The 23,080-nt window shown below is 64.6% G+C and carries 18 protein-coding genes; 6 read left to right on the top strand and 12 right to left on the bottom strand.

Annotated elements, in window-relative coordinates:
- Positions 1-63: 63 nt before the first annotated feature.
- The 9 genes from odhB to MTX21_RS26875 all read right to left on the bottom strand — a co-directional run bounded on the left by odhB (position 64) and on the right by MTX21_RS26875 (position 11,275).
- Positions 64-1,314 carry a 2-oxoglutarate dehydrogenase complex dihydrolipoyllysine-residue succinyltransferase gene (gene odhB / locus MTX21_RS26915; protein ID WP_280967685.1) on the bottom strand — a complete coding sequence of 417 codons (1,251 nt, stop codon included), beginning with the start codon at positions 1,312-1,314 and terminating at the stop codon, positions 64-66.
- Between the two features lie 160 nt (positions 1,315-1,474).
- A complete protein-coding gene (locus MTX21_RS26910; protein ID WP_280967684.1) occupies positions 1,475-4,432 on the bottom strand; it encodes a 2-oxoglutarate dehydrogenase E1 component in 2,958 nt (985 codons plus the stop codon).
- A gap of 137 nt (positions 4,433-4,569) precedes the next feature.
- Positions 4,570-5,454: a succinate--CoA ligase subunit alpha gene (sucD, locus tag MTX21_RS26905; protein WP_280967683.1), complete on the bottom strand. Its 885-nt coding sequence runs from the start codon at positions 5,452-5,454 to the stop codon at positions 4,570-4,572.
- Between the two features lie 33 nt (positions 5,455-5,487).
- On the bottom strand, positions 5,488-5,967 hold the full coding sequence (locus MTX21_RS26900; RefSeq protein WP_280967682.1) for a DUF1579 family protein: 480 nt from the start codon (positions 5,965-5,967) through the stop codon (positions 5,488-5,490).
- A gap of 4 nt (positions 5,968-5,971) precedes the next feature.
- Positions 5,972-7,168, bottom strand: coding sequence for an ADP-forming succinate--CoA ligase subunit beta (sucC, locus tag MTX21_RS26895; RefSeq protein WP_280967681.1), 1,197 nt, complete (start codon positions 7,166-7,168; stop codon positions 5,972-5,974).
- 216 nt (positions 7,169-7,384) lie between these two features.
- Positions 7,385-8,353: a malate dehydrogenase gene (gene mdh / locus MTX21_RS26890; RefSeq protein WP_280967680.1), complete on the bottom strand. Its 969-nt coding sequence runs from the start codon at positions 8,351-8,353 to the stop codon at positions 7,385-7,387.
- 278 nt (positions 8,354-8,631) lie between these two features.
- Complete coding sequence (gene zapE, locus MTX21_RS26885; RefSeq protein ID WP_280967679.1) at positions 8,632-9,819, bottom strand: cell division protein ZapE; 1,188 nt, start codon at positions 9,817-9,819, stop codon at positions 8,632-8,634.
- 104 nt (positions 9,820-9,923) lie between these two features.
- Complete coding sequence (gene thpR / locus MTX21_RS26880) at positions 9,924-10,460, bottom strand: RNA 2',3'-cyclic phosphodiesterase (RefSeq protein ID WP_280967678.1); 537 nt, start codon at positions 10,458-10,460, stop codon at positions 9,924-9,926.
- Positions 10,461-10,630: 170 nt separating this feature from the next.
- The gene (locus MTX21_RS26875) at positions 10,631-11,275 is read right to left on the bottom strand and encodes an arylesterase (protein WP_280971165.1); all 645 of its coding nucleotides are present in this window, start codon (positions 11,273-11,275) and stop codon (positions 10,631-10,633) included.
- A gap of 55 nt (positions 11,276-11,330) precedes the next feature.
- On the opposite strand from MTX21_RS26875, the gene MTX21_RS26870 reads away from it, so the two are divergent.
- The 4 genes from MTX21_RS26870 to MTX21_RS26855 all read left to right on the top strand — a co-directional run bounded on the left by MTX21_RS26870 (position 11,331) and on the right by MTX21_RS26855 (position 16,472).
- The gene (locus MTX21_RS26870) at positions 11,331-12,053 is read left to right on the top strand and encodes an ABC transporter ATP-binding protein (protein WP_280967677.1); all 723 of its coding nucleotides are present in this window, start codon (positions 11,331-11,333) and stop codon (positions 12,051-12,053) included.
- The gene (locus tag MTX21_RS26865) at positions 12,050-14,620 is read left to right on the top strand and encodes an FtsX-like permease family protein (RefSeq protein WP_280967676.1); all 2,571 of its coding nucleotides are present in this window, start codon (positions 12,050-12,052) and stop codon (positions 14,618-14,620) included. Before MTX21_RS26870 ends, MTX21_RS26865 begins: the two co-directional genes overlap by 4 nt.
- Positions 14,621-14,891: 271 nt before the next feature.
- A complete protein-coding gene (locus MTX21_RS26860) occupies positions 14,892-15,683 on the top strand; it encodes a Bax inhibitor-1/YccA family protein (RefSeq protein WP_279374020.1) in 792 nt (263 codons plus the stop codon).
- A 258-nt stretch (positions 15,684-15,941) separates the two neighbouring features.
- The gene (locus MTX21_RS26855; protein WP_280967675.1) at positions 15,942-16,472 is read left to right on the top strand and encodes a GNAT family N-acetyltransferase; all 531 of its coding nucleotides are present in this window, start codon (positions 15,942-15,944) and stop codon (positions 16,470-16,472) included.
- A gap of 71 nt (positions 16,473-16,543) precedes the next feature.
- Here the strand turns inward: MTX21_RS26855 and MTX21_RS26850 are convergent, their stop codons facing one another.
- The 3 genes from MTX21_RS26850 to acnA all read right to left on the bottom strand — a co-directional run bounded on the left by MTX21_RS26850 (position 16,544) and on the right by acnA (position 21,202).
- Positions 16,544-16,915 carry a DUF2794 domain-containing protein gene (locus tag MTX21_RS26850; RefSeq protein WP_280967674.1) on the bottom strand — a complete coding sequence of 124 codons (372 nt, stop codon included), beginning with the start codon at positions 16,913-16,915 and terminating at the stop codon, positions 16,544-16,546.
- A 569-nt stretch (positions 16,916-17,484) separates the two neighbouring features.
- A complete protein-coding gene (locus MTX21_RS26845) occupies positions 17,485-18,261 on the bottom strand; it encodes a DUF1223 domain-containing protein (RefSeq protein WP_280967673.1) in 777 nt (258 codons plus the stop codon).
- A gap of 220 nt (positions 18,262-18,481) precedes the next feature.
- The gene (acnA, locus tag MTX21_RS26840) at positions 18,482-21,202 is read right to left on the bottom strand and encodes an aconitate hydratase AcnA (RefSeq protein WP_280967672.1); all 2,721 of its coding nucleotides are present in this window, start codon (positions 21,200-21,202) and stop codon (positions 18,482-18,484) included.
- Between the two features lie 265 nt (positions 21,203-21,467).
- On the opposite strand from acnA, the gene ccmA reads away from it, so the two are divergent.
- Positions 21,468-22,070 (top strand): heme ABC exporter ATP-binding protein CcmA, encoded by a 603-nt coding sequence (ccmA, locus tag MTX21_RS26835; RefSeq protein ID WP_280967671.1) that lies wholly within the window; start codon positions 21,468-21,470, stop codon positions 22,068-22,070.
- 325 nt (positions 22,071-22,395) lie between these two features.
- A complete protein-coding gene (gene ccmB / locus MTX21_RS26830) occupies positions 22,396-23,064 on the top strand; it encodes a heme exporter protein CcmB (RefSeq protein WP_280967670.1) in 669 nt (222 codons plus the stop codon).
- The last annotated feature ends 16 nt before the right edge of the window (positions 23,065-23,080 follow it).

Here is a 23,080-nt window from a genome sequence, read left to right as displayed (position 1 = left end):
GCCTCCATCTTTGCACATACGCCGTCGCCTGCGCAGGCGACGGCGCATTCAAGGCATCAGGAATCAGAGGTCCAGTACCAGGCGTGCCGGATCTTCCAGGCTCTCCTTGACGCGAACCAGGAAGGTGACGGCTTCCTTGCCGTCGATCACGCGGTGATCGTAGGACAGCGCCAGATACATCATCGGGCGGACCTCGATCTTGCCGCCGACGACCATCGGCCGCTCCTGAATCTTGTGCATGCCGAGGATGCCGGATTGCGGTGCGTTCAGGATCGGCGTCGACATCAGCGAACCGTAGATGCCACCATTGGTGATGGTGAAGGTGCCGCCCTGCATCTCGTCGATCTTGAGCTGGCCGTCGCGGGCGCGGCGGCCGTAATCGGCGATGCTCTTCTCGATGTCGGAGATCGACTTGTGGTCGCAGTCGCGCACCACGGGCACGACGAGACCCTTGTCGGTGCCGACGGCGACGCCGATGTGGTAGTAGTTCTTGTAGATCAGGTCGCTTCCGTCGATCTCGGCGTTGACGGCCGGAATGTCCTTCAGGGCCTGCACGACGGCCTTGGTGAAGAAGCCCATGAAGCCGAGCTTGGCACCGTGCTTCTTCTCGAACGCGTCCTTGTAGTGTGCACGCAGCGCCATGACGTTGGTCATGTCGACCTCGTTGAAGGTCGTGAGCATGGCGGCCGTGTTCTGCACGTCCTTCAGGCGGCGCGCGATGGTCTGGCGCAGCCGGGTCATCTTGACGCGCTCTTCGCGGGCGGCGTCATCGGCCGGCGACGGTGCGCGCACCTGGACGGCGGCGGCCGGCTGGTTGACCGGGGTCGGCGCGGAAGCTGCACGCTCGATTGCGGCAAGCATGTCGCCCTTGGTAACGCGGCCGTCCTTGCCGGAGCCCGGAACGGTCGAGGCGTCGATACCGGTCTCGGCAGAGAGCTTGCGCACGGACGGCGCGAGTGGGGCATCGGCCGGCGGCGCCTTGGGCGCGCTTGGGGCCGGCGCAGCAGCAGGCGCCGCCGCGGCGGCCGCCGCAGCAGCCGCGGGCTTGGCGGGCGCGGCTGCCGGCTTCGCGGCGCCGGCACCGTCGGTGATTTGTCCGAGCAGCGCGCCGACCGCAACGGTAGCGCCATCAGCGGCGATGATCTCGCTCAGCGTGCCGGCGGACGGCGCGGGGACTTCGATGGTGACCTTGTCGGTCTCGAGCTCCACCAAGGGCTCGTCGACGGCGACGGGATCGCCGGCCTTCTTGAACCAGCGGCCGATGGTGGCCTCGGTGACGGATTCGCCGAGCGTCGGCACACGAATTTCAGTCATGGTCTTTTCCTTAAGGAGATCGCCAATGCGGTCGTGAATTTGAGATGTCATCACCCGCGAAAAGCGGGCGATCCAGCAAACCGGACGTTCGCATCGACGACGGACGCCACGGCGTACTGGATGCCCCGCTTGCGCGGGGCATGACTCAGTTCGAAAAAGCTCAGCTCAATGCTTCATCCAGGAACGCCTTCAACTGCGCCTGATGCTTCGACATCAGGCCAGTGGCGGTCGCGGCGGAGGCGGCGCGGCCGACATAGCGCGGACGCCGGCTCACCCCGTTCACCTGGTTCAGCACCCATTCCAGATAAGGCTCGATGAAGTGCCACGCACCCATGTTGCGCGGCTCCTCCTGGCACCAGATCACTTCCGCCTTCTTGAAACGCGACAGCTCGACCACCAGCGCCTTCAGCGGCACCGGGTAAAGCTGCTCGACGCGCATCAGGTAGATGTCGTCGATGCCACGCTTCTCGCGCTCCTCGTAGAGGTCGTAATAGACCTTGCCGGAGCAGAGCACGATGCGGCGGATCTTCTCGTCCGGAACGAGCTTGATCGCCTCGTTCGGCAGCATCTGGGCGTCATCATAAAGGATGCGGTGGAAGCTCGTTCCCTTCGCGAGTTCCTCGAGCCGCGAGGTCGCACGCTTGTGACGCAGCAGCGACTTCGGCGTCATCAGGATCAGGGGCTTGCGGATCTCGCGATGGAGCTGGCGCCGCAGCACGTGGAAGTAGTTCGCCGGCGTCGTCGGATAGACCACCTGCATGTTGTCTTCGGCGCACATTTGCAAGTAACGCTCGAGACGCGCCGAGGAGTGCTCGGGGCCCTGGCCCTCATAGCCGTGCGGCAGCATGCAGACGAGGCCGGACATGCGCAGCCATTTGCGTTCGCCGGAGGAGATGAACTGGTCGAACACAACCTGCGCGCCATTGGCGAAGTCGCCGAACTGCGCTTCCCACAGCGTCAGCGTATTCGGCTCGGCCAGCGAATAGCCGTATTCGAAGCCGAGCACCGCCTCTTCCGAGAGCAGCGAGTTGATGACCTCGTAATGGCCCTGGTCAGTGCCGAGATGGTTGAACGGCGTGTAGCGGCTCTCGTCCTCCTGGTCGATCAGGACCGAATGGCGCTGCGAGAAAGTGCCGCGCTCGGAGTCCTGTCCGGACAAGCGCACGTGGTGGTTTTCCAGCAGCAGCGAGCAGAAGGCCAGGGCCTCGCCGGTCGCCCAGTCGATGCCGTTGCCTCCGTCGATCGCCTTCGAGCGGTTCTCGAGAAAGCGCTGGATGGTGCGGTGAACGCGGAAGCCGTCGGGAACCTTGGTGATCTTGCGGCCGATGTCCTTCAGGACGGACAGATCAACGCCGGTGACGCCGCGACGCGCATCCTCTTCCTGGTCGGCGATCTTGAAGCCCGCCCACTTGCCGTCGAGCCAGTCGGCCTTGTTCGGCTTGTAGCTGGTGCCGGCCTCGAACTCGGCATCGAGCCGCGCGCGCCAGTCGGCCTTGGCCTTGTCGACCTCGCCCTCGGTGATCACGCCTTCGCTGATAAGGCGGCGGGCGTAGAGCTCGAGCGTCGAGGGATGCGCTGCGATCCTCTTGTACATTACCGGCTGGGTGAAGGCCGGCTCGTCACCCTCGTTGTGACCATGCCTGCGGTAACAGAACATGTCGATGACGACGGGCTTGTGGAACTTCTGCCGGAACTCGGTCGCGACCTTGGCTGCGAACACGACGGCTTCCGGATCGTCGCCGTTCACGTGGAAGATCGGCGCGTCGATCATCTTCGCCACATCCGACGGATAGGGCGAGGAGCGCGAGTAACGCGGATAGGTGGTGAAGCCGATCTGGTTGTTGACGATGAAGTGCACGGAGCCGCCGGTGCGGTAGCCCTTCAGATCCGACAGGCCGAAGCACTCCGCGACCACGCCCTGGCCCGCGAACGCCGCGTCGCCGTGCATCAGAAGCGGCATCACCGAGATGCGCATGTCCGGCGGATCGCCGTGCTGGTCCTGCTTGGCGCGGACCTTGCCGAGTACGACGGGGTCGACGATCTCGAGGTGCGAGGGGTTCGCAGTCAGCGACAGATGGATGCGGTTGCCGTCGAATTCGCGGTCCGAGGACGCACCGAGGTGATATTTGACGTCGCCGGAGCCTTCGACGTCTTCGGGGTTGGCCGAACCACCCTTGAACTCGTGGAACAGGGCGCGGTGCGGCTTGGCCATCACCTGGGTGAGCACGTTGAGGCGGCCGCGATGCGGCATGCCCAGCACGATCTCCTTCACGCCGAGATTGCCGCCGCGCTTGATGATCTGCTCGAGCGCGGGGATCAGCGACTCACCGCCGTCCAGGCCGAAACGCTTGGTGCCGGTGAACTTGGTGTCGCAGAATTTCTCGAAGCCTTCGGTTTCGATCAGCTTCATCAGGATGGCGCGACGACCCTCGCGGGTGAACGAGATCTCCTTGTCCGGCCCCTCGATGCGCTCCTGGATCCAGGCCTTCTGCGCGGCATTGCTGATATGCATGAACTCGACGCCGAGCGTCTGGCAGTAGGTGCGCTCGCAGATCGCGACGATCTCGCGCAAGCTGCCGTACTCGAGGCCGAGCACGTGATCGAGGAAGATCTTGCGGTCGAAGTCGGCTTCGCTGAAGCCGTAGGTGCGCGGGTCGAGCTCTTCGCGGTTGCGCGGCGCCTCGATGCCCAGCGGATCGAGCTTGGCGTGGAAGTGGCCGCGCATGCGATAGGCGCGGATCAGCATCAAGGCGCGGACGGAGTCGCGCGTCGCCTGAAGCACGTCGGCTGAAGAGATGTCCGCGCCCTTGGCCTGCGCCTTGGCGGCGATCTTGCCGCCGACCGCCTTCTCGACTTCCACCCAGTTGCCGTCCAGCGCGGAAGTGAGGTCGTCCTGCGGCGTCAGCGGCCAGTTGGCGCGCTCCCAGGACGGGCCTTCGGCGTTCTTGCGGACGTCGTCGGGCTGGTCCTTCAGGCTCTTGAAGAACTCTTGCCACTCGGCGTCGACCGAGGATGGGTCCTTCTCGTAGCGGGCGTAGATTTCGTCGATGTAGCTGGCGTTGGTGCCCTGCAAAAATGATGACAGGGCAAAGGCTGCGTTCGCGTCCTGGCGAGACATACTTGAGTTCCTGGCGATTTCGGTTCGCGCATAACAAACGGCGCTGGCGCCGAGCTCCCCGGCAGGGGCTCGACGCGACAGGCACCGTTTATCCTATTTGCTACGAAACTTCGCCCGGAAAAGTACGAAGAACTGAATTAGCTTTTCAACTTTTCGGCAAGCGTATGACCGAGGCGGGCGGGGGACGGAGAGACCGTGATTCCGGCCGATTTCATTGCTTCGGTCTTGGAATTGGCGTCGCCCTTGCCGCCGGAGATGATCGCGCCGGCGTGGCCCATACGGCGGCCGGGAGGTGCGGTGACACCAGCAATGAAGCCGACCATCGGCTTCTTGCGACCGCGCTTAGCCTCGTCCTTGATGAACTGAGCGGCGTCCTCCTCGGCGGAACCGCCAATCTCGCCGATCATGATGATCGATTCGGTCTTGGGGTCGGCGAGCAGCATCTCCAGCACGTCGATGAACTCGGTGCCCTTGACCGGGTCGCCGCCGATGCCGACTGCGGTGGTCTGGCCGAGGCCTTCCTGCGAGGTCTGGAACACCGCCTCATAGGTCAGCGTGCCGGAGCGCGAGACGATGCCGACGCTGCCGGTCTTGAAGATGTTGGCCGGCATGATGCCGATCTTGCACTCGCCGGCGGTCATGACACCCGGGCAGTTGGGCCCGATCAGGCGCGACTTGGAACCGGCGAGCGAGCGCTTCACGCGCACCATGTCGACGACCGGAATGCCTTCGGTGATGCATACGATCAAGGGGATCTCGGCATCGATGGCTTCGCAGATCGCGTCGGCTGCGCCCGGCGGCGGCACGTAGATCACGGACGCATCCGCGCCCGTCTTCTCACGTGCCTCGCGCACGGTGTCGAACACCGGCAGACCCAGATGCGTCGAGCCGCCTTTGCCAGGCGAGGTGCCGCCGACCATCTTGGTGCCATAGGCGAGCGCAGCTTCGGAATGGAAGGTGCCGTTCTTGCCGGTGAAGCCCTGGCAGATGACCTTGGTGTTCTTGTCGATCAGGATGGACATGAGGTCTGCTTTCGCGAAACTAACAGTGAGAGGTCAGTGGATGCGACGATAGACGCCGGTGAGCACGTCGGCCCAACCTTCCGCGTCCGGCGAGAACTGGATCTTCAATGCGTAGGAATTGTCGTCGATGATCTCGTAGACGTGGCGCGCATTGCCGCGCAGCGAGCCGCGCACCAGCGTCAGGGTCTTGCCGACCCACCCGCCGGAGGCGGGCGAGGGCGGCGTGTAGCCAAGCGAGTCGTACCAGAACAATTTGTAGGTCCGGTCGTCGCGGTCGTATGTGAAGATGCCGTGGGTGGCGAAGATCTCCTTGCCGTCGCGCATCTGGACGCCGTCCTGGATCAGATAGAAGCCGTTGAGATCCATGCGCGCCACGGTGCGCGAGGTAGCCGGCCCGCCGGCAGTCCAGCGCGACGGGTAGACCATCTCCTCGCCATTCCATTCGCCGGCGAACGCGGCAAGGCGTGCGTGCTCCGGCAACGGGGATGATGCGGCGAGATGGTCTTGGGTCATGGCCTTAGCCTCCCTTGACGGCCTTCACGATCTTCTGCGCGGCGTCGTCGAGATTGTCGGCCGGCACCACGTTCAGGCCGGATTCACGGATGATCTTCTTGCCCAGTTCGACGTTCGTGCCTTCGAGACGAACCACCAGCGGCACGCTGAGGCCGACCTCGCGCACGGCGGCCGTGACGCCCTCGGCGATCACGTCGCACTTCATGATACCACCGAAAATGTTGACCAGAATGCCCTTCACGTTCGGATCGGCGGTGATGATCTTGAAGGCGGCCGCGACCTTCTCCTTGCTGGCGCTGCCGCCGACGTCGAGGAAGTTCGCCGGCGCCATGCCGTAGAGCTTGATGATGTCCATGGTCGCCATGGCGAGGCCGGCGCCGTTGACCATGCAGCCGATGTTGCCGTCGAGCGCGACGTAGTTGAGGTCGTATTTGGAGGCCTCGATTTCCTTGGCGTCCTCCTCGGTCTCGTCGCGCAGCGCGAGCACCTCGGGATGACGGAACAGCGCGTTGTCGTCGAACGACACCTTGGCGTCGAGCACGCGGAGCTGGCCCTGCTTGGTCACGACCAGCGGGTTGATCTCCAGCATCGACATGTCCTTGGCGACGAAGGCCGCGTAGAGCTGCGCGGTGAGCTTCTCGGCCTGCTTGGCGAGATCGCCGGACAGCTTCAGCGCCTTTGCAACGGTGCGGCCATGATGGCCCATGATGCCGGTCGCCGGATCGACCGAGAAGGTGACGATCTTCTCGGGCGTATTGTGCGCGACGTCCTCGATGTTGACGCCACCCTCGGTCGACACCACGAACGAAACGCGCGAGGTCTCACGGTCGACCAGGATCGAGAGGTAGAATTCCTTGTCGATGTCCGAGCCGTCCTCGATGTAGAGGCGGTTGACCTGCTTGCCGGCGGGGCCGGTCTGCACGGTCACGAGCGTCGCGCCCAGCATCTGCTTGGCGAACTCGGCGACCTCGGCGGTCGACTTGGCGATGCGGACGCCGCCCTTGTCGCCGGCGGAGGCTTCCTTGAACTTGCCCTTGCCGCGGCCGCCGGCGTGGATCTGGCTCTTCACCACCCAGACCGGGCCCGGCAGGGTCTTGGCCGCGCCTTCCGCGTCGGCGGCCTTCAGGACCGGTACGCCCTTGGAGATCGGCACGCCGAACTCGTTCAGCAGCGCTTTGGCCTGGTACTCATGAATATTCATATCGTCGCTCCCTGAACCCGCGGGCGGTGACCCCATGGGCCCACCTCAGTCTTGTGGCTGGCATACCATATACCACAGGAACTGCAACCCGGATTCTTCAATCCGTTCGAGATCTCTGGACTACCGGATCCGGAACCCGCCGGCGGCTGCCGCCGGGGCCCGGAAAATGAAACCGCCGAAGACCGGCTTTTCGATCTTCGGCGGGGATTGTCGCGTTTAGCGGCCGAGAAGATCGGGCGCGATCTTCTTGCAGGCGTCGACAAGACCCTGCACCGCGCCGACCGACTTGTCGAAGGCCTCGCGGTCCTTGCCGCCGAGCTCGATCTCGACGACGCGCTCGACGCCCTTGGAGCCGATGACGACGGGCACGCCGACATACATGTCCTTCACGCCGTATTCGCCGTTGAGGTAGGCGGCGCAAGGCAGCACGCGCTTCTTGTCCTTCAGGTAGCTTTCGGCCATCGCGATCGCCGAGGCCGCCGGCGCATAGAAGGCCGAGCCGGTCTTGAGCAGGTTGACGATCTCAGCGCCGCCGTTGCGCGTGCGGTCGACGATCTCGTCGAGGCGCGTCTGCGAGGTCCAGCCCATCTTGACGAGGTCGGGCAGCGGAATGCCGGCGACGGTGGAGTAGCGCACCAGCGGCACCATGGTGTCACCATGGCCGCCGAGCACGAAGGCGGTGACGTCCTCGACCGAGACGTTGAACTCATCCGCCAGGAAGTAGCGGAAGCGTGCCGAATCCAGCACGCCGGCCATGCCGACGACCTTCTTGTGCGGCAGGCCTGCGGCCTTCTGCAGCGCCCACACCATCGCGTCGAGCGGGTTGGTGATGCAGATGACGAAAGCGTCGGGGGCGTACTTCTTGATGCCGGCGCCGACCTGCTCCATGACCTTGAGGTTGATGGAGAGCAGGTCGTCGCGGCTCATGCCGGGCTTGCGCGGCACGCCGGCGGTGACGATGCAGACCTTGGCGTTGTCGAGCGCCTCGTAGGAGTTGGCGCCAGTGTAGTGCGCGTCGAAGCCGTCGACCGGCGAGGACTGTGCGATGTCGAGCGCCTTGCCCTGCGGCACGCCCTCGGCAATGTCGAACATCACCACGTCGCCCAGCTCTTTCAGGCCGATGAGATGAGCCAACGTTCCGCCGATCTGACCGGAGCCAATCAAAGCAATCTTGTCGCGCGCCATGTGAACCTGTCCTTTAGACATCCGAAGGAGGGGGAAAACTGAGACGGGTGGTTATCCCTTTCGCCTCCCCCGTTCAAGTCGCCGGATGCTCAATTGTCGGGCTTGCCGAGATTCCGGCCAGCACCCGTCATTCCGGGGGCGCCGCGAGCGACGAGACCGGAATCCATACTCCCGACAGTGGTTATGGATTTCGGGCTCGGAGCCTGTCATCGGGCCGCGCTTCGCGCGGACCCGTTGGTCGCGCCCCGGAATGACGGCGGTGGATGGTGAGATAGGACTTAAGTCTCCACCAGCCCCTTGGTGGAGCCGCTGGCGGCGGAATCCTTGCGGCCGTGAGGCAGCGCCAGATAGGATTCCGAACTCATTTCGATCAGGCGCGATGAGGTCCGCTTGAACTCGTTGGCCTCGTTGCCTTCGCTTGCGAGATAGAGCGACACCGGATTGGCTTCGGCCGAGGCCATCAGCTTCACGGCATTGTCATAGAGCGTATCGATCAGCGTGATGAAACGCTTGGCGGCGTTGCGGTGGGCAAAGTCCATCACTGGAATATGGTCGACCAGGATGGTGTGATAGTCGTGCGCGAGCCTTAGGTAGTCGGACGCGCCGAGCGGCTTCTCGCAGAGATCCGCGAACGAGAACCGCGCCACGCCGTGCGCCGAGCACGGCACGTGCAGGGTGCGGCCTTTGATCGAAATATCGTGCGACTTGCATTTGGCGCCGCCGGTCAATTTGATCCAGGCGCGATCCAGCGCCGCGTCGGCGTCGGCGTCCGCCGGCGTCAACCACATCGGCACGCCCTGGAGCTTCTCCAGCCGGAAATCGGTGCGCGCATCCAGCCGCAGCACGTCCATGTGATCGGTGATCTGCGCGATGAACGGCAGGAACAGCGCGCGGTTCAAGCCACCCTTGTAGAGATCGTCCGGCGCGACGTTGGAGGTCGCGACAACGACCGTGCCGAGCTCGAACAGCTTTGCGAACAGGCGGCCGAGGATCATCGCATCCGCGATGTCGGTGACGTGGAATTCGTCGAAGCAGAGCAGCCAGCTCTCCTCGAAGATCGCATTCGCCGTCAGCGCGATGACATCGGCATCCGCGATCTCGCCGCGCGCGATACTCTGGCGATAGTCGTAGATGCGCTCATGCACGTCGGCCATGAACTCGTGGAAATGCGCGCGCCGCTTGTGCTCGACCGAGGCGTGCTGGAAGAACAGATCCATCAGCATGGTCTTGCCGCGACCGACCTCGCCATGGACGTAGAGACCGCGCGGCGCCTCGTCCTTGTCGCCGTTTTTGAAGAGACGGCCGAGCAGGCCCTGCTTGCGCGGCGGCTTGTAGTTCGCAAGCCGCGCGTCGAGTGCCGCATAGGCCTCGGCGACCTCGGCCTGCGCCGCATCAGGTTCGATCTCGCCGGAAGCGATCTCGGCCTGGTATTCCGCGTGGAACGATGAATTTGTGGTGGAGAGCATGGCCCCTTACGGCCAGAGACGGCGGCAAATTGCAAGCCGAGAATTGGTGCGAGAGGTATGCGCTTTTTCTCCTCTCCCCGTTCTTGCGGGGAGAGGGAAGTGACCTATGCGCAAAGGTCGTAGGAATCCTCGACCACATACGGGCCGCCGCCGGTCGAAGCGCGCGAGGAGAACAGCACGAAGCGTTCGGCGGTGAAGACCTTGCTCGGGAAGTAGCCGCGCACCGAGAGATAGTCGGCGACATCCTGATTCGAGGCGTCGTGCAGCCGCGCCAGCGTGACATGCGGGATGAATTTGCGGCCCTCGGGATCGAGGCCGATCCGCTGCATCATCCGCTCGAGCTCGGCCTGCAGCTCGATTAACGGCCTGCTCGGCTCGATGGCCGCGACGACCGCGCGCGGCTTGCGGCCGCCGAAGCTCGTCAGTCCCTGCACCTTCACCTCGAATGGCTTGCGGTTGACGCGAAACAGCATCGAGGCGATCTCGTTTGCGGAGGCGCCGTCGATGTCGCCGATGAAGCGCAAGGTGACGTGATAATTTTCGGGATCGATCCAGCGTGCGCCGGGAAGGCCACCCCGCAAGTTGGAAAGCGTTTGGCCGACCTCGGCCGGGATTTCCAGACCCGTGAACAAACGCGGCATCGTTCATCTCCCGATGCTTGGGTACGGCCCCTGAGCAGGACCATATCCGAATTAGAGCCGGCGACGAATCACCGGTAACCTGATTCCTATCGCAGTTATGTGACTCTGCGAAGCTTGCTGCGCGCCACCCCGGGAAAACCCTGGGAATTAGGGTTGACGCTGCCTTCTTTTCAACGGCGTTGCTCGCTTATCGTGCCAAGGAATGCCTCCATGGTGGGCATGATGTTGTTGACGATGATGTCGACGCCGGCCGCCGTCGGATGAATGCCGTCGGCCTGGTTGAGCTTGGCGTCGGCCGCGACGCCGTCGAGAAAGAACGGATAGAGCGGCACGTCGAATTTTTTCGCCAGATCCGGATAAATCGAATTGAAGCGCGCGGCATAATCGGCGCCGTAATTCGGCGGCGCCAGCATGCCGCAGAGCATCACCGCGATCTTGCGCGCCTTCAACCGCGCAACGATATCGCTCAGCGCCGCCCGTGTCAGGTCCGGGTCTATGCCGCGCAGCGCGTCGTTTGCCCCGAGCTCGACGATCACGCCCTCGGTTCCATCGGGCACCGACCAGTCGAGCCGGTCGCGCCCTCCCGACGAGGTATCGCCGGACACCCCGGCATTCGTCATATCGACGGCTACGCCTTTGTCTTGCAAGGCTTTTTGGAGCCTTGCCGGGAACGCTTCCTGACCTGGAAGGCCAAGCCCCGCACTCAAGGAATCGCCGAGCACGACGAGCCTGATCGGCTTCGCCGCGGACTGCCCCTCGGCCACTGCCGGAGCCGCCGCCGTCATCAAAGCGAACATCAACACGGCTATGTGCATGAACAATCCGTAACGCCTCTCGACCGCGCCCGCGGAGTTGCCATATGACCGGACCATGGACAGTCGCATCGAATCCTCTTCGCTCACCGGCACCGTGCCGGACACCATCGCCATCTCCAACGTCAATCTCTCATTGGGTACGGGCGCGGCACGCGTTCACATCCTCAAGGACATCAGCCTGCGAGTCGCCTCGGGCGAGACGATCGGCCTGATCGGCCCGTCAGGCTCGGGCAAATCCACGCTGCTGATGGTGATGGCGGGGTTGGAGCGACCTGATAGTGGAGAGGTGGTGGTCAATGGCACGCCTTTCAATGCCCTCGATGAAGACGCGCTCGCCCGCTTCCGCGGTCGCCAGGTCGGCATCGTCTTCCAATCCTTTCACCTGATCCCGACAATGACCGCACTGGAGAACGTCGCCGTGCCGCTCGAGCTCGCCGGAAATCCGGATGCTGCGACACGCGCGGCACAAGAGCTGCAATCGGTCGGGCTCGGCGACCGCCTGCATCACTATCCGACGCAGCTCTCGGGCGGCGAGCAGCAGCGCGTCGCGCTCGCCCGGGCGCTGGCGCCCGATCCCGCGATCCTCGTTGCCGACGAGCCGACCGGCAATCTCGACGAGGCGACCGGAAAGCAGATCGTCGATCTGCTCTTCACCAAGCATGCCGAGCGCGGCATGACGCTGGTGCTGGTCACGCACGATTCCTCGCTCGCGCATCGCTGCGATCGCGTGATCCGTTTGCGCTCCGGGCGCATCGATACGCAGCATTCGCAAGCATGAGCGCTACAGCCGAATCGTTTGCGCGGGGCAGCGGCGCCGCGCTGTCGCTGCGCTACGCGCTGCGCGAATTGCGCGGGGGCCTGCGCGGCTTCTACGTCTTTATTGCCTGCATCGCCCTCGGCGTGATGGCGATCGCCGGCGTCGGCTCGGTTTCGGCAAGCCTCAGCGACGGTCTTGCCCGCGAGGGCCGCACGCTGCTCGGCGGCGACGCCTCCTTCGTGCTGTTTCAGCGCGAGGCCAAGCTAGACGAGGTCGCCTTCCTGCGCTCGCGCGGCACCGTCTCCATCGCGGCCACCCTGCGCGGCATGGCGCGCTCGGCTGACGGCAAGCTCGCGCTGGTCGAGATGAAGGCGGTCGACGACACCTATCCTATGCTCGGCCAGTTGACGCTGGCGCCGCAAATGGCGCTGCCCGATCTGCTCGCGGAGCGCGACGGCGCGTTTGGCGCGGCCGCAGATCCGACGCTGCTGGCGCGGCTCTCCCTGAAGACCGGCGACCGCGTCACCATTGGGGCATCGACCTTCCAGATCCGCAGCACGGTCGAGGCCGAGCCCGACAAGCTCGCCGGCGGCATCGGCTTCGGCCCGCGCTTCCTGATCAGCGAGGCGGCCTTGCGCGCCACCGGCCTGATCCAGCCCGGCAGCCTGGTGCGCTGGGTCTATCGGGTGAAGCTGCCTGACAATGCCAACAGCGAGCGCGCCACCGAGGCCTTCATAGACGAGGCGCGCAACGCAGCGCCGCAAGCCGGTTGGGAGATCCGCAGCCGCTCGAATGCCTCGCCGCAGCTCGAGCGCAACATCAACCGGTTCACGCAGTTCCTCACCCTGGTGGGCCTTGCCGCGCTGCTGGTCGGCGGCGTCGGCGTTGCCAATGCCGTGAAGAGCCATATCGACCGCAGGCTCGAGGTGATCGCCGCCTTCAAGGCCATCGGCGCGACGGGGCGCGACGTGTTCGGCATCTATCTCGTGCAGGTGATCCTGCTCGCCGGGATCGGCTCGGTGATCGGGCTTGCGCTGGGCGCTGCGATGCCCTTCGCCATCGTCGGCCTGTTCGGCAAGCTGCTGCCGCTGCCGGTAGTGCCGTCCGTGCATGCCGACGAGCTGGCGCTGTCGTTCGTCTATGGCCTCCTGACCGCGCTCGCCTTCGGCCTGTGGCCGCTCGGCCGTGTGCATGACGTGCCGGTCGCGGCACTGTTCCGCGACACCATCAGCGCCGAATGGCACCGGCCGCGCTGGCGCTATCTCGCCTTCATGAGCGCGGTGATCGCCCTGCTCGTCGCAGTCGTGATCGGCCTGTCCTTCGACAAGCGCATCGCCGCGGTGTTCGTGCTCTCCTCCGTTGTCGTGTTCGCGCTGCTCCGCGGCATCGCCGCCCTCTTGATGGCGATCGCGCGGCGATTGCCGCGCACGCGGCTGCCGATGCTGCGGCTTGCGATCGCCAACATCCACCGGCCGGGCGCGCTGACGCCCTCCGTGGTGCTGTCGCTGGGACTCGGGCTCGCCGTGCTCGTCACCATCACCCAGATCGACGGCAATCTGCGCCGGCAGTTCCTGGCGGCTTTGCCTGACCGTGCGCCATCGTTCTACTTCATCGACATCCCGAGCACGCAGGCTGCGCAATTCGACGACTATCTCCACCAGATCGTGCCGGGTGCGAGGATCGAGGACGTGCCGATGCTGCGCGGGCGCATCGTCGCCGCGCGCGGTGTCCGCGCCGAGGACCTGAAGCCCACGACCGATTCCGAATGGGTGCTGCAAAGCGACCGCGGCCTGACCTATACCGGCGAGCTGCCGAAGGGATCCAAGGTGGTCGAGGGCGAGTGGTGGGGCGCCGGCTATTCCGGACCGCCGCTGGTCTCGATGGAGAAGAAGATCGCCGACGGGCTGTCCTTGAAGATCGGCGATGAGGTCGTGGTCAACGTGCTCGGCCGCGACATCCCGGCCAGAATCAGCAATCTGCGCAACATCGACTGGCAGGGGCTCGGCATCAATTTCGTTCTCGTGTTCTCGCCGAACGCCTTCAAGGGCGCGCCGCATACCCATATCGCAACGCTGACGGAAACCGGAGGCGACGCGACCGGCGACGGCAAGATCATCAAGCAGGTTGCGGATGCCTATCCGATGGTGACGAGCGTGCGCGTGCGCGAGGTGATGGAGACGGTCGGCTCGGTCGTGACCAATCTCGCGCTGGCGATCCGCGGCGCCAGCGCCGTGACCCTGATCTCGGCGATCCTGGTCCTGGGCGGGGCGCTCGCCGCCGGCCACCGCCACCGCGTCTACGATGCGGTGATCCTGAAGACGCTGGGTGCGACGCGGCTGCGACTGCTCGGCGCCTATGCACTCGAATACCTGCTGATCGGGCTCGCCACCGCAGTGTTCGGCGTGATCGCCGGCAGCATCGCAGCCTGGATGATCGTGACGCGGCTGATGACGCTGAGCTTCGTCTGGCAGGCCGGCAGCGCCGCCGCTGTGGTCGCGGCCGCCCTCATTGTTACCGTCGGACTTGGGCTTGCCGGCACGCTGTTGGCGTTGAACAAAAAGCCCGCCACGGTGTTGCGGAATTTGTGACAAAATGTAGCGGGCGGCTGCGCGGTCGCCAAATCGCGCGAATCCCGCGATTAACCACGTCCGCTCGTCGGGATTGCGCGCCGAGGGCGACATTCAGCCGCGCGTGGACGGTTGCAGCGAATGTGTTAGTTTCCCACATATCCAACGGGTTCGGAGCCCCGATTGTTAGCCAAATTTAATGTCGGCAGGCATCGGTATCCGAGATAGAATTTGACGAACCGGCGGCATGGAAACCCTCGTGCCGGACCGGACAACCAACGGGAATTCGACCATGTCGGACCTAGACCGTAACTACGCTTCTCCTTTCGGCAGGGCCGCCGGGCGTGTTGACGCCGCGACGGTCGACGCCGGTCTGCGCGCCTACATGCTGCGCATCTACAACTACATGAGCATTGGCCTGGCCATCACCGGCCTGGCTGCGCTCGGTGTCTACATGGCCGCCGTGACGGACGTTCCGACCCCGGAAGCCGTCCGTGTCGGTAAGCTGTTCCTGACGCCGTTCGGCTATGCGATGTTCGTGAGCCCGCTGAAATGGCTGTTCATGCTGGCGCCCCTTGCCATGGTGTTCGTGATTTCGGCCGGCATCAACCGTCTTGCTCCATCGACCGCCCAGATCCTGTTCTGGGTGTTCTCGGCGCTGATGGGCATCTCGCTGTCCTCGATCTTCCTGGTGTTCACGCACACCTCGATCGTGCGGGTGTTCTTCATCACCGCGGCCACCTTCGGCGCGCTGAGCCTCTATGGCTACACCACCAAGCGTGACATGAGCGGAATGGGCTCGTTCCTGTTCATGGGCCTGATCGGCATCATCATCGCGAGCCTGGTGAACCTGTTCCTCGCCAGCTCGGCGCTGCAGTTCATCGTATCCGTGGTGGGCGTGCTGGTGTTCGCGGGCCTGACCGCCTGGGATACGCAGCGGCTGAAGAACGACTACATCTACGGCTATGCGTCGGCCGGCGGTGACATCGCAGAGCGTGCGGCGATCACCGGTGCGCTGTCGCTATACTTGAACTTCATCAACCTGTTCACGCTGCTGCTGCAGCTCCTCGGCCAGCGCGACTGAGCGACAGGCCCGAGCGAACGACACCAACCCCGGCCGCAAGGCCGGGGTTTTTGTTTGGCCCGGCTCTCCCCACAAGCGCCGTCATTGTGAGGAGCCACCCAGTCCCGCCTTCGGCGGGCCGGATGACAGGCTCCGCGACGACGCAATCCGGAGTCATGCCGCGGATGCATTTCTGGATTGCTCCGCTGCGCTCGCAATGACGCCGGGAGAGGCCGCTGCCCCCTTCCAGCGGCTGCAGGGTGGCTCTAATCTCTCCGCATGTCCGCACCTGAGATCAGGCCTACGACCGAGGCCGACCTTCCCGCCATCACCGCCATCTACCAGCAGGCCGTCCGCGAGGGCACCGCGACGTTCGAGCTGGAACCGCCCGACCTTGCCGAGATGACGCGGCGCTATCGCGCGCTGACCGACGGGGGCTATCCGTACTTCGTCGCCATGCTCGACGGGCGCGTGGCGGGCTATGCCTATGCCGGCGCCTACCGGCCGCGGCCGGCTTACCGCTTCACGGTCGAGAACTCGATCTATCTCGATCCGTCCTTCCACCGCCGCGGCATCGGCCTGCTGCTGCTGGAGCGGCTGATCACCGAATGCGAGGCGCGTGGCTTCCGCCAGATGATCGCCGTCATCGGCGATTCCGCCAATGCCGGCTCGATCGGCGTCCACACCAGATGCGGCTTCAAGATGATCGGCACGCATCCGAACGTCGGGCTGAAATTCGGCCGCTGGCTGGACACCGTGATGATGCAGCGCGACCTCGGCGAGGGCGCAAGCACGGTCCCGGGGAAGTAAGACGAACATCCAACGCCGCGTCATTCCGGGGCCCGACGAAGTCGCGAGCCCGGCATGACGAGGCGAGATTGTCAGACCACCGCCAGCTTGCGATCGATCACCAGCAGCACGCGCTCGAGTTCGTGGCCACGGCGCAGGATCAGGCCTGTCGCCGAGATCACGCTGTACATGCCCTGCTTGCGCGCCAGCCGCGGATCTTTCTCGATGCGATAGATCGGCACTTCGGAGGCGCGGCGGTAGACCGAGAACACAGCGCGGTCTTTGAGAAAGTCGATGGCATAGTCGCGCCACTCGCCGTCGGCGACCATGCGGCCGTAGAGATTGAGGATGCGATGCAGTTCAAGCCGGTTGAACGTCACCCGGCTCCCCTGGGAGTTCGCAGCGGCGACACGCGCCACTGCGCGCTGCTCGCTCGGATCGACATCCTCCGACATCAGACTCATGGAGCGCCTCCTGTCGCACAGCATGCCCGCCTCCGCGAAACCATCGCAGGACCCCGCGGATCATGACAATTGCATGATTGCGCCAACCGCCCCTCACCGCAAGGGGCAGACGGCCAAACCCGTCAGATCGTGAGCGAATCAGCACACGCAGCGGTGGAACTTTTCAGCGGCAAACCGTCACGGGATCGTTAGCAGGAAATCATAGTCTCGCCTCTTTTCCGCCTAGCGACTGCCGCCCTGCACTGCGAAAAGGTTGATGTGCGTTGGCCCGGTCCTTTCGGTTCCGGATTCCTCAGCCCCCAGCCCCCCGGGGTCGTCAGGATCGGGTCTGTACGCGCGACAAGGAGGGCCAACGCGAGTTGGTCCTTTTTTGTTTAGGTCGGGTGTATCTTCCGACCTGATGCTTCTCCCCTCATCCTTCGTACTCTGACCTCATCCTGAGGAGCCTGCGTAGCAGGCGTCTCGACGAGATGCAGCAGCCGGGCCTGCATGGTTCGAGACGCGCCAGAGCGCGCTCCTCACCATGAGCGGTTAGATCGATCTGGTGCGAGGGGAATTCGAGCGCAGCTTCAGTGCAGCGACGTGTACGCCGCGCCCAGCATCGGGCCGGGCTTCTCGCGGCTGCCGTCCTGGACGTACACCACCGCGCCGTCGACGCCCTCGCGCGTTAGATTCTCCAGTGGCACCGTCCAGCTTTCCGGACGGCCGTTCCAATCGCCGACCTTGAGCACGTTGCGTACGACGTTGTGATAGGTGATCTGCTGTCCCCGGTTTTCGCCGCGGCCGATCGAGATCGGCACCGATTTCGCGATCGAGCAGATCCAGACCTCGCCGTGCGAGACCGCCGGCTCCCGGCTCGCGGCCACCGACACGCTGATCTGCTTGCCGGCGAGCGACATCGTCACCGGCACGCTCATCACCGATTCATTCTTGATGGTGTTGCCGATCGCGCTTTCGATGCCGGCGCGATCGCTGCCGATGACATGCGTTGAGCCATTGACCACGACTTGCGGCGTATAGACCTCGCGGTCGCCGCGCATGCGCGAATAAGCGCGTTGCCGCGCAGAGAAGCGCGAGTCCGCCAGCGTGTCCTTCCAGCCGAGATAATCCCAATAGTCGATCGGCATGCTGAGCGCGATGATCGAGGGATCCTTGGACAGCTCGCCAATGATCTTGTCGGCGGGTGGACAGGAGGAGCAGCCCTGCGAGGTGAAGAGCTCGACCACGGCGCGGGGATCGGCGTGGGCGGGACGAACGATGGCGATGATGGCACAGACGCTGAGCGCTCCCGACCAGAATGCACCGGACCAGCGCGAAATCAGATTACTCGCCATCATGTCAGTCATGTCGAACGTCGCACATCCTAGCTCGTGGGGGAAAGATCATATCGCTTGATGGTCACCGTAGTCTTACGGGGCGCGGCACATTCATCCGACCAAGGCGGAAATTTCCGCCGGGCGGGCCCATCTGAAGCGTGCCGCAACGCGCGAAGGCGGCCTTTTGATAGGCCGCCTTCGTTTAACCTTCTACTCACTTCGCAGTGAGCCACCGTTCACAAATCCGCGTTTACGCCGCGAGTTTGCGCAGCACATAGTGCAGGATGCCGCCGTTGCGATAGTAGTCCAGCTCGTCCAGCGTATCGATCCGACAGAGCAGCGAGACGCGCTGGAGCGAGCCGTCGCCGGAGACGATTTCCGCGGTCAGCTTCTGGCGCGGCTTGAGGTCGCCGACGAGGCCGCGCAGCGTGACCTTCTCGTCGCCCTTCAGACCGAGTGACTGCCAGGAGGTACCTTCCTCGAAGGTCAGCGGCAGCACGCCCATGCCCACCAGGTTGGAGCGGTGGATGCGCTCGAAGCTCTGGCAGATCACGGCGCGCACGCCGAGCAGGCGCGTGCCCTTCGCGGCCCAGTCGCGCGAGGAGCCGTTGCCGTATTCGGCACCGGCGAACACGACCAGCGGAACGCTCTCCTGCTGGTACTTCATCGCGGCGTCGTAGATCGACATCTGCTCGCCGTCGGGCCAGTGCTTGGTGAGACCGCCTTCCGGAATGTTGCCGTCGGCGCCCTTGAGCATGAAGTTCTTGATGCGGATGTTGGCGAAGGTGCCGCGCATCATCACTTCATGGTTGCCGCGGCGCGTGCCGTACTGGTTGAAGTCGGCCGGACGCACCTGGTGCTCGCTGAGATACTTGCCAGCGGGCGAGGTGAGCTTGATCGAGCCGGCCGGCGAGATGTGGTCGGTGGTGATCTTGTCGCCGAACATCGCGAGGATGCGCGCCTCGACGATATCGGTGACCGGATCCGGCTCCTTCTTCATGCCTTCGAAGTAGGGCGGGTTTTGCACGTAGGTCGAACTCATATTCCAGCGATAGGTCTCGCTCTCGACCGTCTTGATCTTGCGCCAGTTGGTGTCGCCTTTGAACACGTCCGCATATTTCTTCTTGAAGATCGACGCGGTCACGAACTTCTTCATGAAGGCGTTGATCTCCTTCGTCGTCGGCCAGATGTCCTTGAGGTAGACCGGCTTGCCGTCCTTGCCCTCGCCGAGCGGCTCGGTGGCGAGGTTCTTGGTCACGCTGCCCGCGAGCGCATGGGCGACGACGAGCGGGGGCGAGGCGAGATAGTTCGCCTGCACGTCCGGCGAGACGCGGCCTTCGAAGTTGCGGTTGCCCGAGAGCACGGCGGCCGCAACGATACCGTTGTCGTTGATCGACTTCGAGATCTCTTCCGGCAGCGGACCGGAATTGCCGATGCAGGTGGTGCAGCCGAAGCCGACCAGGTTGAAGCCGACCTTGTCGAGATCGGCCTGCAGCCCGGAATTGGCGAGATATTCGGCGACGACCTGGCTGCCCGGCGCAAGCGAGGTCTTCACCCAGGGCTTCGCCTTCAGGCCCTTCTTGGCCGCGTTGCGCGCCAGCAGGCCAGCGCCGATCAGCACGCTCGGGTTGGAGGTGTTGGTGCAGGACGTGATCGCAGCGATCACGACGTCGCCATGGCCGATGTCGAAATTCTTGCCTTCGACGGCAAAGCGCTTCGCGGGCTCCTCGGCCTTCTTGTACTCATTGCTGAGCGCCAGCGAAAAGCCTTCGGAGACGGAGGGCAGCGCAATGCGGCCTTCGGGACGCTTCGGGCCGGCCATCGACGGCACAACGTCGCCGAGGTCGAGGGTCAGCGTCTCCGTGAAGACCGGGTCGGCCGACTTGGCGGTGCGGAACAGCCCTTGCGCCTTGGCATAGGCTTGCACCAGCGCGACGCGCGCGGAGGCACGGCCGGAGGTCTTGAGGTAATCGATCGCCGCGGCGTCGACCGGGAAGAAGCCGCAGGTCGCGCCGTATTCGGGAGCCATGTTGGCGATGGTCGCCTTGTCGGCGACCGAGAGATGGTCGAGGCCGGGGCCGAAGAACTCGACGAACTTGCCGACCACACCGAGCTTGCGCAGCATCTGCGTCACGGTCAGCACGAGGTCGGTCGCGGTGACGCCTTCCTTCAGCGCGCCCTTCAGCTTGAAGCCGACCACGTTCGGCAGCAGCATCGACAGCGGCTGGCCGAGCATGCAGGCTTCCGCCTCGATGCCGCCGACGCCCCAGCCGAGCACGGCGAGACCGTTGACCATGGTGGTGTGGGAATCGGTGCCGACAAGCGAGTCCGGATAGGCGACCTCGAAGGTGCCGGTCTTCTTGCCGACCGTCATCTTCTCCTTCCTGGTCCAGACGGTCTGGGCGAGGTATTCGAGATTGACCTGGTGGCAGATGCCGGTGCCGGGCGGCACGACGGAGAAGTTCGAGAACGCCTTCTGACCCCACTTCAGGAACTCGTAGCGCTCCTGGTTCTGCTTGTATTCCTCGACCACGTTCTTGGCGAAGGCCTTGTTGTCGCCGAAGAAGTTCACGATGACGGAATGGTCGATGACGAGATCCACCGGCACCAGCGGATTGATCTTCTCGGCATCGCCGCCGAGCTTCTGCATCGCGTTGCGCATCGCGGCGAGGTCGACCACAGCGGGCACGCCGGTGAAGTCCTGCATCAGCACGCGCGCCGGGCGGAAGGCAATCTCATGCTCCAGCGACTTCTTGCGCAGCCACTTGGACACCGCGACGATGTCCTCCTTCTTGACCGAGCGGCCATCCTCGTTGCGCAGCAGGTTCTCGAGCAGGACCTTCATCGAATAGGGAAGTTTCGAAATTCCCTTCAGACCATTCTTCTCGGCCGTGGGCAGGCTGTAATACACATAGGTCTTGGCGCCGACCTTGAGGGTCTTTTTGCATTTGAAGCTGTCGAGCGAGGTCATGTAGGAAATCCCAATTGTTAGTTATACCCGATCAGGGTATTTTAACACCGTCAGCGAATCCGGCTGGGTCGCTTGCAGGGGCAGGTTGAGTTGCTGCATCAAGTAGTTCCGGGCTTATAGAAGCTTTCTAACCGCGCCGCCACAGCCACAATCGTACCGCAGCAATTCGCGAGCCAAAAATTCTGATGTGCTACCCCAAGATTTTCTTAGGGTTTTCTCTCGGGCCGTTCTGGGGGCTCCGTTGAGGGCTTCGACAAGCGGCGAGATGCGGCTCTCCGGACGCGGACTGACATGCGTGCGCGGCGGCCGCGAAGTGTTTGCCGGACTCGATTTGGAGGCGGCTTCCGGCGAGGCGGTGGCGGTGGTGGGCCGCAACGGATCGGGCAAGACATCGCTGCTGCGGTTGATCGCGGGCCTGCTTGTTCCGGCCGGCGGCACGATCGCGCTGGAAGGCGGCGATGCCGAGCTGACGCTCCCCGAGCAGTGCCATTATCTCGGTCATCGCGATGCCCTGAAGCCGGCGCTGAGCGTCAACGAAAACCTGGCATTCTGGGCTGATTTCCTCGGTGGAGAGCGGCTCGACGTCGCGCGCAGCCTCACGACCGTCGGCCTCGACCACGCCACCCATCTGCCTGCGGCGTTCCTGTCGGCCGGCCAGCGCCGCCGGCTCTCACTGGCCCGGCTGCTCACGGTCCGCCGCCCGGTCTGGCTGCTCGACGAACCGACCACGGCGCTGGATGCGTCCGGCCAGGACATGTTCGGCGGTCTGATGCGCGACCACCTCGCCTGCGGCGGCCTGATCATCGCGGCGACCCACGCCCCGCTCGGGATCGCCGCGCGGGAGCTGCGGATCGGAGACGCGGCGTGAGATCGAGCCACCCTCAGCTTTTCTCGGGCGTGCAACTTGCGTTCACTCGACGCTCCTTGCCGCGGCATTCCTGGCGGCGGGACTCCGCTCTCACCGCCCCCTCCCCCCTTGCGGGGGAGGGTCAGGGAGGGGGGTGCCGCACGGTACAATCTCTCGGCGTAAGAGCTCGGGACGTGGGCGCGCTGTTGCTGGCGGTCTCCACACCGGAAGCATCCTGCCCGGGGCTACCCCCCTCCCCCGCCCTCCCCCGCAAGGGGGGAGGGAGCGCAGTGTGCGTGGGGCTCGAGGCGGCGACACAGCGCTATTTCGCGGGACGAGCCACCCCATGACCGCCCTCTCCGCCCTCATTCGCCGGGACATCCGGATCGCACTGCGCGTCGGCGGCGGGGCGCTGATCGGCGTGCTGTTCTTCCTGACCGTCGTGGTGCTGATGCCGTTCGCGGTGGGGCCGGATCTGGCGCTGTTGTCGCGGCTCGGGCCGGCGATCCTCTGGCTCGGCGCGCTGCTGGCAAGCCTGCTCACCCTGGACCGGCTGTTCATGGCCGACCATGAGGACGGCTCGCTGGACCTGATCACGATGAGCCGGACGCCGCTGGAACTCGCCTGCGCCACCAAGGCACTGGCGCACTGGCTGGCGGCGGGCCTGCCGCTGATTGTCGCAACCCCCGTGCTCGGGCTGCTGCTCAACCTCGACATGGTCGCGACCGGCGCAGTGGCGCTGACATTACTCGCCGGCACGCCGGCACTGACCTTCACCGGCATGATCGGCGCCGCACTGGCGGTGACGCTGCATCGCGGCGGGCTGCTCATGGCGGTGCTGGTGCTGCCGCTCTCGATCCCGGTGCTGATCTTCGGGGTCGCGGCCTCGCAAGCCGCCATCACCGGGCCGCTGTCGTTCGGCGCGCCGTTCTCGATCCTCTGCGCGCTGTCGCTGGTCAGTCTCGTGGTCGGCCCCTTCGCCGCGGCCGCGAGCCTCAGACATGGCCTCGATTGATTGGGCTCGACTGATC

The sequence above is a fragment of the Bradyrhizobium sp. ISRA430 genome (assembly GCF_029909975.1).
Taxonomy (GTDB): Bacteria; Pseudomonadota; Alphaproteobacteria; order Rhizobiales; family Xanthobacteraceae; genus Bradyrhizobium.
This window is presented reverse-complemented; position numbering and strand designations above follow the sequence as displayed.

Coding starts and splice junctions, on each gene's coding strand:
- MTX21_RS26900 (WP_280967682.1), bottom strand. CDS start 5,967: ATGACCCAAGACCATCTCGCCGCATCATCCCCGTTGCCGGAGCACGCA.
- sucC (WP_280967681.1), bottom strand. CDS start 7,168: ATGAATATTCATGAGTACCAGGCCAAAGCGCTGCTGAACGAGTTCGGC.
- MTX21_RS26845 (WP_280967673.1), bottom strand. CDS start 18,261: ATGACTGACATGATGGCGAGTAATCTGATTTCGCGCTGGTCCGGTGCA.
- MTX21_RS26870 (WP_280967677.1), top strand. CDS start 11,331: ATGGACAGTCGCATCGAATCCTCTTCGCTCACCGGCACCGTGCCGGAC.
- MTX21_RS26875 (WP_280971165.1), bottom strand. CDS start 11,275: ATGCACATAGCCGTGTTGATGTTCGCTTTGATGACGGCGGCGGCTCCG.
- MTX21_RS26860 (WP_279374020.1), top strand. CDS start 14,892: ATGTCGGACCTAGACCGTAACTACGCTTCTCCTTTCGGCAGGGCCGCC.
- sucD (WP_280967683.1), bottom strand. CDS start 5,454: ATGTCCATCCTGATCGACAAGAACACCAAGGTCATCTGCCAGGGCTTC.
- MTX21_RS26865 (WP_280967676.1), top strand. CDS start 12,050: ATGAGCGCTACAGCCGAATCGTTTGCGCGGGGCAGCGGCGCCGCGCTG.
- odhB (WP_280967685.1), bottom strand. CDS start 1,314: ATGACTGAAATTCGTGTGCCGACGCTCGGCGAATCCGTCACCGAGGCC.
- MTX21_RS26850 (WP_280967674.1), bottom strand. CDS start 16,915: ATGAGTCTGATGTCGGAGGATGTCGATCCGAGCGAGCAGCGCGCAGTG.
- MTX21_RS26910 (WP_280967684.1), bottom strand. CDS start 4,432: ATGTCTCGCCAGGACGCGAACGCAGCCTTTGCCCTGTCATCATTTTTG.
- thpR (WP_280967678.1), bottom strand. CDS start 10,460: ATGCCGCGTTTGTTCACGGGTCTGGAAATCCCGGCCGAGGTCGGCCAA.
- mdh (WP_280967680.1), bottom strand. CDS start 8,353: ATGGCGCGCGACAAGATTGCTTTGATTGGCTCCGGTCAGATCGGCGGA.
- MTX21_RS26855 (WP_280967675.1), top strand. CDS start 15,942: ATGTCCGCACCTGAGATCAGGCCTACGACCGAGGCCGACCTTCCCGCC.
- zapE (WP_280967679.1), bottom strand. CDS start 9,819: ATGCTCTCCACCACAAATTCATCGTTCCACGCGGAATACCAGGCCGAG.
- ccmB (WP_280967670.1), top strand. CDS start 22,396: ATGACCGCCCTCTCCGCCCTCATTCGCCGGGACATCCGGATCGCACTG.
- acnA (WP_280967672.1), bottom strand. CDS start 21,202: ATGACCTCGCTCGACAGCTTCAAATGCAAAAAGACCCTCAAGGTCGGC.
- ccmA (WP_280967671.1), top strand. CDS start 21,468: ATGCGGCTCTCCGGACGCGGACTGACATGCGTGCGCGGCGGCCGCGAA.